This is a genomic window from Paenibacillus sp. PvR098 (assembly GCF_017833255.1).
Classification (GTDB): domain Bacteria; phylum Bacillota; class Bacilli; order Paenibacillales; family NBRC-103111; genus Paenibacillus_G.
Genome location: NZ_JAFIBU010000001.1, coordinates 388,609 through 402,590 on the forward strand (window position 1 = coordinate 388,609; position 13,982 = coordinate 402,590).

Genomic DNA, 13,982 nt, shown 5'->3' on the forward strand with positions numbered 1-13,982 from the left:
ATAATAATAATCGATCCCTATGAAAGCGTTTTAATTAAATAGGTAAGATGGATCTGGGAGGTATGTGGAGTGGACCACGCGAATGTAGAAAGCATTGCACCCGTATCAACATCATCTAACATGAAAAATTATGAAGAAGAGCGTGCCGGGTTCAACTGGGAAGCGATCGAAAAAACGTTTACCTGGTCCGATACCGGAAAAGTCAACATGGCCCACGAGGCGATTGACCGCCATGCCGATTCTACTCGGAGAGACAAGATCGCGCTTTATTATAGCGATGATCGAAGAGACGAGAAGTACACTTACCTCGATATGAAGCTGCAGTCCAATCGCTTTGGAAATGTGCTTCGGAAGCTGGGGGTAGGGAAGGGCGAGCGTGTGTTTATTTTCATGCCGCGCACACCTGAGCTATACTTCGCATTACTGGGATCGATCAAGATCGGCGCTGTTGTGGGGCCGCTTTTTGAAGCTTTCATGGAAACCGCCGTTAAGGACCGGCTGGAGGACAGTGAAGCCGTTGCGATCATTACGACGCCTGCTTTGCTTGAGAGGGTGCCAGCAGCGAATCTTCCGCAATTAAAGCATATCATTTTGGTGGGGCAGGATATTACGCTTGCCGAGGGCCAAGTTGATTTTCATAAAGAAATGGCTTCCGCTTCCGAGGAGCTGGACCTGGAATGGGTTGACCGTGAAGATGGACTTCTTATACATTATACGTCGGGTTCTACAGGCAAGCCGAAAGGCGTTTTTCATGTTCATAATGCGATGCTGCACCATTATTACACCGGCCGGGTCGTGCTTGACCTGCAGGAGCAGGATGTTTACTGGTGTACCGCCGATCCGGGTTGGGTTACTGGGACATCCTATGGTATTTTTGCGCCATGGCTTAATGGTGCGACCAATGTAATCCGCGGAGGAAGGTTTAGTCCCCAGGACTGGTACAAGACGATCGAGAAATACAAAGTCTCCGTATGGTACAGTGCACCAACCGCATTCCGCATGCTGATGGGAGCAGGGGACGAGGCCGTGAAGCAGTTTGATTTGTCCTCGCTCCGCCATGTGCTTAGCGTCGGGGAGCCATTGAATCCGGAGGTCGTGCGTTGGGGTCTGAAGATATATGGCCAGAGAATCCATGATACGTGGTGGATGACTGAAACCGGAGGTCATTTGATCTGCAACTATCCTTGCATGACGATCCGTCCTGGTTCGATGGGCAAACCAGTCCCAGGAGTCGAAGCGGCGATTATTGATGATGCGGGCAACGTACTGCCTCCTTACCGTATGGGTAATTTGGCCGTGAAGACGCCTTGGCCGTCAATGATGCGTAAAATTTGGAAAAACCCGGCCAAATACGAGGAGTATTACCGCATTCCCGGATGGTATATTTCCGGCGATTCCGCCTATATGGATGAAGACGGTTACTTCTGGTTCCAAGGCCGAATTGACGATGTCATCAACACAGCCGGGGAGCGAGTAGGTCCGTTTGAGGTGGAAAGCAAGCTGATCGAGCATCCGGCCGTAGCCGAAGCTGGCGTTATTGGCAAACCGGATCCAATGCGTGGTGAAATCATTAAAGCGTTCATTGCGCTGCGGGAGGGATATACTCCTTCTGACGAATTGAAAGCCGATATTTCACAGTTTGTCAAAGTTGGGCTGTCCGCTCACGCCGCTCCGCGAGAAATTGAGTTCAAGGATAAGCTGCCGAAGACGCGCAGCGGGAAGATCATGCGCCGCGTGCTTAAAGCATGGGAGCTGAATTTGCCGACAGGCGACCTCTCTACGATTGAAGATTAATAACCATGCAACAACGAATAAACCCGGTCAACTGTGACCGGGTTTATTCGTTGTTGATCAAACCATTATTTTTTGTATCTTACTGGTGCGGATTGTTTGGATTCCCCTGCATTGTTCGACGCTGAAATCCGATAATATCCATCATACGAAACCGCGTAATAGCGGAATTCCGTAGCTCCGGTTACGCTTCCGATCTTCGAATAGCTTCCGTCTTCCTTGTCGCTGTAATAAACGGTATATTGTTTCACTTGATCTTTACCGGGGTTCGCTTTCCATTTCATCTCGATTCCGCCGCCGCTGGACTTTACACTCAAACCCGTTGGAGTGGAGGGGGCCTGTTTGGGGTGTTCTGTGTTCGCGGGATCCGAACCTGCTCCCGAATCATTCGGGAGCCCTGATACGCCTTGACCTGCTCTGGGAATGGTCAGCGATTGATCTTCCTCGTTCGGAGGTGTGAGCAGCTGACCTAGCGACCCGTCTGTATAAGCCGCTTGGCTCGGCGCGGATTCCTTACCCGCTACGTCTACCGCAGTGACGTAATACCCGTATATGCCTCCTCCAGATACCGTGTCTGTAAACTTCGTTTCTTCTCCTGCGATAATGACTTTTCCATTTGCCCGTTGGAACGTATTACCGTTAGCCGAACGATAGAGACGATAGCCTACGGTATCCGCACTGCCGCTGGCTTGGAACGTGATGACGTTGGTATCTCCCGAACGGGTAGATACAACGGTCGTCGGTACGGCAGGAGGGTTCCCGTCATCTTTCCGAGGATCGTTTTTCGACGGCGCGTCCGTAACATAGTCGGCCGGACGATAGAAGCTTAGGCTTCTTTTGCGGTTCGCCGGGAGCTTGCTAATGACGCTCTCAAGCTCTGTAAACAGCTCGTTAAGCGGTTTTTCTCGCCGTATGACCAATCTCTCCTGAACGAAATCAGCCGGGGTTTCCGCTTGAGCGATATAATTAATTCCCTTGTAAGAAATAATGGGCAGCCTGACCAGAACATTGTCTTCTTCGGTTGGCAGGAATTTCTTGTTAAACAAGTCTGTTACTTGTTTACCGGCTTTCGTCGTCGCTTCGCTAGGAAGTTTACCTGATAAGCTGGATACTGTCATTTGCACAATATTGTCGGGACGCTTGAACTCTTTGGTAGGGAACAGCTCAGGACGCTTGTCGATTGCGATATCCATGGTTGTGGCCCAAATATTTTTGGCTCGGTTTGTCCCGCCGGTCTGTTTGCTGAGCTTATGGATCGGCAGCTCGTAACCGGCCCACACACCCAAAGTAATATCAGGCGTGTATCCCATAAACCAGGCATCTGCGTCATCCTGAGTGGAACCTGTTTTGCCGACGATCGGGATTTGGCGATAATGCTTGAATTTCTTCATCAGGTCGGTAGCCGTACCTGAAGTAATAACGGTGCGCATCATATCCGTCATTAAATAGGCTGTCTGCTCGGAAAAGGCGGTGGTCGGGTTAAGCTCGTGTTCGAAGACGGCTTTACCGTTCGAGTCCGTAATTTTTCTGATCATATAGGTTTCGTTATAGACACCATTATTGCCGATCGTCGCATACGCGTTAGTTAATTCCTTTACCGTTACACCGTACCTTAAGCCGCCGATGACACCGGTTTGGGCAACATAATCGGCCTCCGTGATCGATTTAATGCCCATCTTGCCGGCAAATTCCCAAGCTTCCTTAATACCGACGACATCAAGAAACAGTTTGATCGCCGGAATGTTGTACGATTGGTCTAAAGCTCTTCTGGCGGTAATCAGCCCACGATATTTGTTGTCCCAGTTTTCCGGGATGTGATAGCCGCGTGTTCCATCCCTTAGGATGACCGGAGAGTCATCGATGACCGATGCGGGTTGAAGGCCTTTTTCCATGGCGGGCAAAAATGCGGCGATCGGTTTCATGGTAGACCCCGGCTGACGGTACGCTTGGGTGGCGTGATTTAGCTGCTCTTGAAAGAAGTCACGTCCTTCCATCATCCCAAGAATCGCACCTGTCTTACTTTCCATCATGACAGCTCCGATTTGTTCCATTCCCTTGACCTTATCATCAGGCGAGAAGTTTTTCGGATCCTGTGCGATGGTGCGCATCGAGTCGTAAATCTCTTTGTCGATCGTCGTATAAATATGATATCCGCCGCGGCTAAGCTGCACTTGGATATTTTTGAGTTCTTCGTTATATTCTTCAGGACTTTCCCGCGGGTTCAAATCCGGATGCTCCGCTTTCAGCAGTGCTTTGGCGGCTTCCTTCTCTACTTCCATCATTAAATAAGGGTAGGTGGAGTAAGCTTTCTTCACCCGCTCGGCGAGCGATCCCTTCAGATCAAATTGCAGCGCTTCCTGGTACTGCTGCTCGTTGATCTTTCCTTCCTCCAGCATCCGACGAAGCACCAGCTGCTGGCGCTGTACCGCACGTTTGAAGGCGGCACTGTCAAATACTCCGCTGCTGTTGAAGGTGGAATAATTGCTCGGCTGTTGGGGGAGACCGGCCAAATAAGCAGCTTGGGCAACATTCAGCTGATTCAAGTCTTCAATATTGAAAATCCCTTTGGCAGCGGCCTTAATTCCATATAAATTGTAACCGGATGAGCCATTGCCGTACGGGATTTTGTTCAAATAAGCAAGAAGAATTTCGTCCTTAGACATCACGCGTTCCATCCGCATCGCAAGCAAAATTTCCTTCGCCTTCCGGCTATCGGCTTTCTCCAGAGAAAGGTAGACACGTCTTGCCAGCTGTTGGGTAATGGTACTGCCCCCGGTTTGGATGTCTTCATTCAGAAGCTTTTGGGCGACCGCACGCATCGTTCCTTTCATGTCAATTCCATTGTGTTCATAAAAGTGGTTATCTTCAATGGCGAAAACGGCATCAATCACAAGCTGCGGGATTTCGTTCAAGTTGGCCATTCTGCGGTCTTCCTCGGTACGGATTTGACCAACAACCGTATCATCGCGGAAATAGACGAACCCGGTCAACGCATCGTCTTGCATCTGGGCCAGCATGGATTCCTTGGCGCGCACGGGATCGTCCTTGACTAAGGCCGATACGTAACCGAAAGCTGCACCTCCGCCGAGAAATCCGGCGATGATTCCAACAATGAAGATCCATTTGAATGAGAGCAGCGTGTATTTTCCAATAGATAATAGAATTTCTTTATAGTTTTCAGGTTGTTTTTCTTTCTCCATAACTGCGGTTTCCTCCCGATTGGAAAACATTACTTAAATAGTATAGCATAACGAGTCAAGTTGGGCATCGAAGTAAGGCCTCTTTAAGAGTGACTGTTCCATGACATTTGGCTTATTCAAGGTTATGTATTGAGGGGTTTGACACCGTTTGCGGCCGTGTGGTATAACTAGGTTTAATTACATCACAGTCAAATGCGTTGAAGGACATCCAGTAGGATAAGGACCCAAGATTTCAGAGAGCCGGTGGAAGGTGTGAACCGGTACTTGACCTTAAGCTGAATTACCGTCCGGAGCAGTGGAAGGGAACGCTTGCTCGCCGTTATACGGCGGAAGGCTGGTAGCTTCTGATCGGGCCGCGCCCGTTATCCCTTGAAGTGAAAGCTATGATAGACAGTATACCTGGTGCTGCGGATTTGCGTAATACATGGTTTCGTCTGTTAGGCTTTAATTAGGGTGGTACCGCGAGCTAAACCTACTCGTCCCTTGAGGATGAGTAGGTTTTTTTGTATTTTCACAATCTGGGAGGAATAAAGCTAATGGTAAAATGGGAACAATTGACTTCGGAACAGCAGCAAGAGGTGAATCGCCAGCTGGAAACGATCCGGCGCGGCGTTGTAGAGATCGTGCCGGAGGACGAATTGAAGCAGAAGGTGATCGATTCCGTAGTAACAGGCAAACCGCTTAAGGTTAAGCTCGGTCTGGATCCCTCGGCTCCGGATATTCACGTGGGGCATACGGTGGTACTGCATAAGCTTCGCCAATTTCAAGAGCTCGGACATCAGGTCCAGCTTATTATCGGTGATTTTACAGGCCGCATCGGGGATCCCACTGGAAAGTCGGAGACGCGGAAGCAGCTGACGGAAGAAGACGTAAAGCGGAACGCATTAACATACCAAAAGCAAATTTATAAAATTCTCGATCCGCAAAAAACACAGCTGTTCTATAACTCGGAATGGCTTGGACCGCTTCATTTTGCTGATGTCGTTCAGCTTTCTGCCAAGGTGACTGTGGCGCGGATGCTTGAGCGGGACGATTTCTCCAAACGGTATGCTGGAGGTCTGCCGATTCACATCCATGAGTTCTTTTATCCGCTCATGCAAGGGTATGACTCGGTTGCGTTAAAAAGCGATATCGAGCTCGGCGGAACCGACCAGAAATTCAATTTGCTGATGGGCCGAACGCTGCAGAAGGAATATGGCGTTCCAACGCAAGTTGCCATTATGAACCCGCTTCTTGAAGGACTTGACGGTGTACAGAAAATGAGTAAGAGTCTCGGCAATTATATCGGAATCGATGAAGAGCCGAACGAAATTTACGGGAAAGCGATGTCTGTCCCGGACGAGCTAATGCTCAAATATTATGAGTTGGCTACAGATATTTCGAATGATGAGCTGCTGAAGCTGCGTGATGGCATAACACAGGGAACTGTACATCCGCGCGATGCCAAGATGCGCCTGGCTCATACGCTTGTCCGGATGTATCATGGAGAGCAGACGGCTAATGATGCACAACAGCATTTTGTCACCGTATTTCAGCAGCGGGCATTACCGGACGATATCGAAGAGGTGCTCCTCCCAGCGGATGCGCTCGAGGACGGAAAGATCCGCATCTCCAAGCTGCTTGTTACGCTCGGACTGCAGGGCTCAAACAGCGAAGCTAGACGGAGTGTACAGCAGGGCGGCGTGAAGGTGAATGAACACAAAATCGAGGATCCGAATGAGGAGCTGACGCCTGAGGGCGGAGAAATCGTACAGGTCGGGAAGCGTAAATTCGCCAGAATCAAGCTCGGATAGAACAAAAAAACCTTGGTTCTTTGTAAAAAAGAACCAAGGTTTTTGTTTTATTCTCAAGATTAACGGCTGTAGAATTCGACGATTTGCTTCTCATCGATTTCTTGAGCAAGCTCGGAACGCTCAGGCAGGCGAACAAATTTACCTTCTACTGCGCCTTCGTTGTACTCAAGGTAAGCCGGCAGGTAGTTGCGGTTAGCCAAAGCTTCTTTAACAGCAGACAGGTTACGGCTTCTTTCACGAAGACCGATGACGTCGCCAGGAGTCACGAGGTAAGAAGCGATGTCTACTTTCTTGCCGTTTACAATAACGTGACCGTGTGAAACGAGCTGACGGGCACCCGCACGGGAGTTGGACAGGCCAAGGCGGTATACGAGGTTGTCCAAACGGCTCTCAAGCAGGATCATGAAGTTTTCACCGGAGATCCCTTGCATCTTCGTTGCTTTGTCAAACAGGTTGCGGAATTGCTTCTCGTTCAAACCGTACATGTGACGCAGCTTTTGTTTCTCTTGCAATTGTACACCGTAGCCGGACAGCTTCTTGCGTTGTCCCGGACCGTGTTGTCCTGGAGGGAAAGGGCGTTTCAATTCTTTGCCGGTACCGCTCAAGGAGATGCCGAGGCGGCGGCTTAACTTAAATTTAGGACCAGTGTAACGTGACATGGATTAGAGTGCTCCTTTGTAATTAAAATTAGGTTAGGTTTAATAACGGGTGAAGCGTGTGCCCGACTTTGTTTCCATGCCATGGTGGCATCCGAAGGGAAATACCCAGCCGCGGTCCCGTCGGCAACAAAATCTAACAGAGGGTGACACAAACTTCCACGATAAGCATGCTGGGGTAAAACCCGAAGAAACATACTTATTCTCGACTTCTAATTTTATAAGATAATACAGGGTTGTGTCAAGTCACAATCCGGTTCGAGAATCCTTTCTTTTTTTGGTACAATGGGGAAAGCTTTTAGAAGAAGGTTGGAGCATGGCCAAATTGGAAAGGTCATCACTTGTCGGCAGTGGATGATAAACGGGGGAGAAAGAGACCCGTTGAAAAGGAGAGAGGTTCATGCGCGATCCGCGACTGCAGCAGTTAGCCAGAAGTATCGTAAGCTATTCCTTGGATGTCCAGGCGGGGGAGAGGGTGCTGATCGAAATGATCGGTTCCGAGCGGGAGATCGTCAAATGCTTGGTGGAGGAAGTGCATGCCAGAGGTGGCTATCCGTATGTTGAGCTGGTAGATAACAGCGTTCGCGCGGCTGTGCTGCGTTCAGCTACGGAAGAGCAAATGGAGCACTGGGCCCATATGGACCTGCAGCGAATGAAGGATATGAACTGCTATGTAGCCATTCGTTCGGGAGAGAATGTTAACGAGCTTTCCGATGTACCTGACAGGAAAATGAAGCTGTACAATCAGATCTATCGTAAAAAAGTTCATTTGGAGCAGCGTGTAAAGCGGACGCGTTGGGTGGTGCTGCGTTATCCGAACGCTTCGATGGCCCAATTGGCCAGCATGAGCACAGATGCGTTTGAAGATTTTTATTTTGACGTTTGCAATTTGGATTACTCCCGAATGGCTGCTGCTATGGATCCGCTGCAGGAGCTGATGAACCGAACTGACCTGGTTCGTATTGTAGGTCCGGGCGCTACGGATATTTCTTTCTCGATTCATGGCATTGGATCGGTCAAATGCTGCGGGCGCCGGAACATCCCGGATGGCGAGTTGTATACAGCTCCGGTACGCGACTCGGTGAATGGCGTTATTGCCTACAATACCCCTTCCGTCTATTCAGGCGTAACGTTCGAAAATATTACATTCCGGTTCGAGCACGGAAAAATCGTGGAAGCATCGGCGAATGATACGAAGCGTCTTTTGGAAGTGCTGGATACGGACGAAGGTGCCCGATACATCGGGGAATTCAGTTTGGGATTTAACCCTTATATTTTACATCCCATGAAGGATACTTTGTTTGACGAGAAGATCGACGGGAGTCTTCATTTCACGCCCGGGCAAGCGTACGAGCAGGCGGATAACGGGAACCGTTCCTCTGTTCACTGGGATCTGGTACTCATTCAACGGCCTGAATATGGGGGAGGGGAAGTCTACTTTGACGAGCGTTTGATCCGCAAGGACGGACGTTTTGTAGTCCCGGAACTGCTGGGCTTAAACCCCGATAAATTAAAATAATCGAGTGTGAAAATGTTGTTGCATGTTATTCTCTTCCCATGTATCATAAGCTAAAACAATGCAATATTTCTTGGAGGGATAGTTATGCCTAACGCAAACAACGCGGCAATCGTGGAGATTTCCCAAACGGCAAATAAATTCAGATCTTCGATTGTCTTACAGTATGACAATAAGTATATTGACGTGAAGAGCATTCTTGGCTTATTCACTACACTGCTCACATCCGGCAAATACGACCTCCACGTCCACGGTCCGGATGCGGATGAAGCGAAGAAAGCCATGGCTGAAGTGTTTGAGAAGCATGGGCTGACGATCAAGAGCATTCAGGAATAACGAAAAACGATACGAATTCAAGGAGAGGCATTTTCGCACGGCGGAAGTGCCTTTTCTTAGTCGATGACTTGTGTATTCCGGCATTTTCGACTAAAATTAAATTATTGGAGCGTGAATGTTTTCATTCACGTCATTTCGGGAGAACCGGGAGGGCGAAACGAATTTGGGAATCGTGGGCCGAGTTTCGCTTCATGGCGTAATACAGGGGGGAAGCTTCATGTCGTCGGATGTGATGCTCAGCTTGTCGCAGAAAGCGCTGAATCTGCTTCAGGAGGATGCGGACAAGATTGAGAAGCTGATTGAAGTGCAAATGGAAAACTTAACTACGCGCAAATGTCCTCTATATGAAGAGGTGTTAGATACGCAAATTTACGGGCTGTCAAGGGAGATCGACTTTGCTATTCGTGCCGAGCTGATAGGTGAAGCGGCCGGTAAGCTTATCCTGGTGAAGCTTGAACGCAATTTGGCCGAGCTTTATGAAGCGTTGAGCCAAAACAAAGAGTAACCTTCTCTCGAAGGTTACTCTTTGTTTGTATATGCGGTGTTTATACCAGGAAAAAAGCAATGCCAAGGATCAGGTAAACGACGAGCAGCAGGACGCCTTCATACCAAGTGGTGCTGCCATCCCTTGAGATGGACTTGGCAATGAACGCAGCCACCCCGATCGCCACAAGCTCATAGGAAGTAAACACAATGTTCATGGGATTACCGAACACAAGTGAGAGCAGGACAAGCACTGGAGCCACGAATAGGGAGATTTGGAGGCTGCTTCCGATCGCGATTTCCACGGCGGCGCCCATTTTATTCTTCCGGGCCATAATAATCGCTGCGCTGTGCTCGGCCGCATTACCGACGATGGCAATCAGGAAGGCACCGACGAATAGCTCGGACAAGCCAAATTGATGGCTGAAAGGCTCCAGTGTGGAGACCAGCCATTCGCTCTCAAAAGCGACCATCGTCGTGGCCAGCATTAGAAACAGAATGGAAGTCCTCTTGGACCAAGCGGCCTCTCCATGCTCAAGAACTTTGTCCGACAGTTCATTTTTGTGCGTAATCATGGAGAAAAGCAGCCACAACAAATAGGCGATGATCAGGATAACAGAAACGATGATACTAAAGGTTTCCGTCTCTTCTGTCGTCAGGCTTCGCGCGAATACGGCCGGAATAAATAAAGCAATGACCGCGAGCAGCATCAGCGACGCGTTGTGACCGGCGAGCTTCACATTAAACTGCTGTTCCTTGTATTTCAACCCGCCGAGCAGTGCGCTGAATCCAAGCACGAGCAGCATATTCCCGATGATCGAGCCGGTGATGCTCGCCTTGACGATATTGAACATTCCGTCCTTCACCAGGAATATGGCGATAATCAGCTCTGCGGCGTTGCCGAAGGTAGCGTTTAGAAATCCGCCAAACCGTTCTCCTGCGTATTGGGCCACGCTTTCAGTAGCTTTGCCGAGAAAACCGGCGACAAATATAATGGCCACAGCCGAAATGAAAAATTGCAGCGTGGGGTTGAAGGCAGGATCACCTATATAATGTGCCACCGCGCTGAGCACAAAGCTCAAAATCAGACAAATCGTAAAGATGTGGCGTTTCATCATTTTCACCTCATGTGGTAAAGTATACCTGAATGGATCAAAACCTATTCTTGAATATCCCATCACAGACAAGAAGGAGAGTATTCGAATGGATTTGCGATTGAAAGGAAAAAACGCCGTTGTTACCGCTTCCAGCAAAGGGCTGGGACGGGCCGTGGCGGAGCAGTTGGCGGCAGAAGGCGCAAGCTTGCTTCTATGCAGCCGGGATGAGCAGGCGGTGTGTGATGTCGCTGCACAGCTTGGGCAGAAGTACGGCGTAGAAGTGGCGGGGATGGGTGTAGATTTGAGCAGCCCCGAACAAATCTCATGGCTTGTACAGCAGGCGTCAGATCGTTTCGGTCATGTGGATGCGCTGGTGTGCAACGCAGGCGGTCCGCCTAGCGGCAGCTTTTTGTCACTGGACGAAGAGGCTTGGCTTCATGCTTTTCAGTTGAATTTGATGAGCGTTGTCCGTTTAACAAAAGGATTCTATCCATTGATGAAGGATCAAGGGGGAAGGGTCGTAACGATTGCTTCATCGTCTGTGAAGGTGCCGATCCCCGGGCTCGTATTATCTAATACGCTGCGCACGGGAATTCTCGGGTTAATGAAGACGCTATCCATCGAGTGGGGACCGGATGGTATCCTGTTGAATACGGTGTGCCCGGGACGAATTATGACCGACCGGCTCATTGAACTGGATTCCATCAATGCTTCCTTGGAAGGGAAGGCAGTGGAAGAAGTGCGGGAGAGCATGACTAAGGACATTCCCCTGGGCCGCTACGGCGAGCCGGAGGAGCTTGCATCAATGGCAACATACCTGCTGTCGCCGCGAAACAGCTACATGACCGGTTCTGTCTTCTACATCGACGGAGGCATGGTTAAAGCCATATAGATATACTGAGCGCTCGACCTTGGTTTATTGCGGGTATAAGCTTTCTCATGCGATGCAGTTGCTTTCCGTGCTGGAAGTTATTACAATAGAGCTAGAATCCTTGAAGGAGTGATCCTCATGAGCGAAGACATTCAAACAGGTCTTATCCGTATTTCAGATGACGTAGTGGCAACGATTGCAGGATTGGCTGCACTTGAAACTCCGGGGATCGCCGCCATGTCGGGAGGTATTTCGGAAGGATTAGCCAAGCGCTTGAGCGGGAAGAACGTACAAAAGGGCGTTTCGGTAGAAGTGGGTCAAGTGGAAGCGGCGATCGATCTGCGTGTGATTGTCAATTATGGAAGCAGAATTCAAGAAGTTTGCCGCGATTTGCAGGAGAACGTTCGCGATGCGGTGGAGAATATGACGGGTTTATCTGTCGTAGAGGTTAATATTAAGGTAGAAGGTGTTGCGTTTCGCGAAGAAGAGGTACCTGCTAGTATTGAGGATCCGCAGCATCGAGTTAAATAACATAAAAAAGAGAGCCTGTCCTCAGGCTCTCTTTTTTACTTCACGTTCTTTGTCCGGTTTATTGTGCTCTCTTGAAATACTTAGCAGAATGCCAAGGCTTATCAACGTCACAAGCATGGAAGTTCCGCCATAGCTGATAAGCGGGAGCGTAACCCCTGTCATCGGAATCGTATTGGTTACCCCTCCGATATTAATAAACGCCTGAACGCCTATCATACCCACGATCCCCACACCCACTAGAGTACCGAAGGTTTCCTTACATCGAAGAGCAACGATAAGACCTCTCAGCAAAAATGCCAAGTAAATAAATAAGAAGATAGAAGTACCGATAAAACCAAGCTCTTCACCGATAATGGAAAAAATGAAATCATTGTGCGCCTCAGGTAAATAATGCAGCTTCTGTATGCTTTGTCCAAAACCAGCGCCTGTCAGACCGCCGTGACCGAAGGCATAAAGCGATTGAATAAGCTGATGCCCTGTGTCGAGCGGATCCGACCAAGGATCTAGAAAGGCGGTAAATCTGGCAATTCGGTAGCTATCGCCATCAGTCTTCAGAAAATATATGGAAATAATGATGGACAGTACTCCCGCAGCAGCGCCGCCCAGATAAGCAATATGCTTCAGATTGGCTCCGCCTACGATGATGACAAGCATGGCAGACAGCATGAGAATCATGGTTGAGCCTAAATCCGGCTGCAGCATGATGAGCGAGCAGATGAAGCCTACTACGACCAAGGGAGGAAATAATCCTCGTTTGAAATCGCGGATTCGATCCCCTTTTTTGCTGATAATGGCTGCCAAATACATAATGACCGCCAATTTGGCGAATTCGGTTGGCTGAAGCCCGAAGCCGCCGATATAAATCCAGCTCTGCGCACCGTTTCTTTCCGGTGCGATGATTGGCACCAGCAGCAGTAGGAAGACGGTTGCAGCCATAAATGGGACAATCCATTTTTGAAACTTGCGGTAGTCCACATTCATGCAAAAGAACATGGCGACCGTTCCAAGGCCGATGGCAAATGCCTGGCGAATGGCTAAGTACCATGGCTCGCTTGACCGGTATGCCATGCCGGCGCTGAATACAAATGCCAAACCGAAACACACAAGCGAAAACGTCAAGAAAAGCAGCAGAAAATCGGGCGTTCCTCGTCGCGGTGGAGTCATAGGCTCTGTTCCACGATTATTGGGACAACTTTACTTTCAACTCCGCCAATTTACCGTTGGCCGCTTTCATGATGGCGTCGGGAATAGGCGATTGATAGTCCAAACCATGCGGGAAAGTCGCTCTGCCAATATAGATTTCTTCGATATAAAGAATCGCATAAGGGGATTCCAGCTTGCCGGATTCAACCCGTGTATTGACGCGCAGGAAATATTCGCTTTGGGTTGCTTTATCTTCTAGCTTAAGGTCGTAGGTAGCACGGTAATATTCCCACTGCCAGCGCACGAAACCGAGCTTATCCATAGAATCGTCCAAATGAGCGAGATCACTTTTTAAGCCTTTTAATCCACTGTTCTCAATAATCACTGCAAACCCTCCTAAATATATGTACAACTCAGCTAATTATCCTCTATTTATGATAGTATGTTTCCCTTACTTGTGCAAGCCTAATGCATTTGACCCCCAAATCGATATGGTAAAGTTTGAATTTCTTGTGACACATGGATGAAACCATTCATGAGATTTGATAAAATAATACTGAGAATA

Annotated in this window: 12 protein-coding genes and 1 other annotated feature; of the genes, 7 read left to right on the forward strand and 5 right to left on the reverse strand. The window is 49.0% G+C overall.

The window, feature by feature from the left end:
• Positions 1-69 precede the first annotated feature (69 nt).
• Entirely contained in the window at positions 70-1,794 is a 1,725-nt protein-coding gene (acsA, locus tag JOE45_RS01920) for an acetate--CoA ligase (RefSeq protein ID WP_210021789.1), read from the forward strand.
• Between the two features lie 65 nt (positions 1,795-1,859).
• On the opposite strand, the gene JOE45_RS01925 is transcribed toward acsA, so the two are convergent.
• Positions 1,860-4,991: a transglycosylase domain-containing protein gene (locus JOE45_RS01925; RefSeq protein WP_210021788.1), complete on the reverse strand. Its 3,132-nt coding sequence runs from the start codon at positions 4,989-4,991 to the stop codon at positions 1,860-1,862.
• Positions 4,992-5,179: 188 nt separating this feature from the next.
• Positions 5,180-5,478 (forward strand) — a binding site (T-box leader).
• Between the two features lie 49 nt (positions 5,479-5,527).
• Here JOE45_RS01925 and tyrS point away from each other — a divergent pair.
• Entirely contained in the window at positions 5,528-6,784 is a 1,257-nt protein-coding gene (tyrS, locus tag JOE45_RS01930) for a tyrosine--tRNA ligase (protein ID WP_210021787.1), read from the forward strand.
• A gap of 59 nt (positions 6,785-6,843) precedes the next feature.
• Here tyrS and rpsD read toward each other — a convergent pair whose 3' ends face one another.
• Positions 6,844-7,443 (reverse strand): 30S ribosomal protein S4, encoded by a 600-nt coding sequence (gene rpsD / locus JOE45_RS01935; protein ID WP_210021786.1) that lies wholly within the window; start codon positions 7,441-7,443, stop codon positions 6,844-6,846.
• 397 nt (positions 7,444-7,840) lie between these two features.
• Here rpsD and JOE45_RS01940 point away from each other — a divergent pair, with 397 nt between their 5' ends.
• The 3 genes from JOE45_RS01940 (at position 7,841) to JOE45_RS01950 (ending at position 9,797) form a co-directional block, all read left to right on the forward strand.
• Complete coding sequence (locus tag JOE45_RS01940) at positions 7,841-8,959, forward strand: aminopeptidase (protein WP_210021785.1); 1,119 nt, start codon at positions 7,841-7,843, stop codon at positions 8,957-8,959.
• An 84-nt stretch (positions 8,960-9,043) separates the two neighbouring features.
• Positions 9,044-9,292, forward strand: a complete 249-nt coding sequence (locus JOE45_RS01945; protein ID WP_210021784.1) for an HPr family phosphocarrier protein — start codon at positions 9,044-9,046, stop codon at positions 9,290-9,292.
• 217 nt (positions 9,293-9,509) lie between these two features.
• Positions 9,510-9,797 (forward strand): Fpa/YlaN family protein, encoded by a 288-nt coding sequence (locus JOE45_RS01950; RefSeq protein WP_210021783.1) that lies wholly within the window; start codon positions 9,510-9,512, stop codon positions 9,795-9,797.
• A 40-nt stretch (positions 9,798-9,837) separates the two neighbouring features.
• Here the strand turns inward: JOE45_RS01950 and cax are convergent, their stop codons facing one another.
• Positions 9,838-10,890 carry a calcium/proton exchanger gene (gene cax, locus JOE45_RS01955; protein ID WP_210023466.1) on the reverse strand — a complete coding sequence of 351 codons (1,053 nt, stop codon included), beginning with the start codon at positions 10,888-10,890 and terminating at the stop codon, positions 9,838-9,840.
• Positions 10,891-10,978: 88 nt separating this feature from the next.
• Here cax and JOE45_RS01960 point away from each other — a divergent pair, with 88 nt between their 5' ends.
• Positions 10,979-11,764: an SDR family oxidoreductase gene (locus JOE45_RS01960; protein ID WP_210021782.1), complete on the forward strand. Its 786-nt coding sequence runs from the start codon at positions 10,979-10,981 to the stop codon at positions 11,762-11,764.
• A gap of 117 nt (positions 11,765-11,881) precedes the next feature.
• Complete coding sequence (locus JOE45_RS01965; RefSeq protein ID WP_210021781.1) at positions 11,882-12,274, forward strand: Asp23/Gls24 family envelope stress response protein; 393 nt, start codon at positions 11,882-11,884, stop codon at positions 12,272-12,274.
• Between the two features lie 21 nt (positions 12,275-12,295).
• Here the strand turns inward: JOE45_RS01965 and ftsW are convergent, their stop codons facing one another.
• Together ftsW and JOE45_RS01975 are read right to left on the reverse strand one after the other, a co-directional pair.
• Positions 12,296-13,438: a putative lipid II flippase FtsW gene (ftsW, locus tag JOE45_RS01970; RefSeq protein WP_210021780.1), complete on the reverse strand. Its 1,143-nt coding sequence runs from the start codon at positions 13,436-13,438 to the stop codon at positions 12,296-12,298.
• Between the two features lie 16 nt (positions 13,439-13,454).
• Entirely contained in the window at positions 13,455-13,802 is a 348-nt protein-coding gene (locus JOE45_RS01975) for a YugN family protein (protein WP_210021779.1), read from the reverse strand.
• Positions 13,803-13,982: the final 180 nt, after the last annotated feature.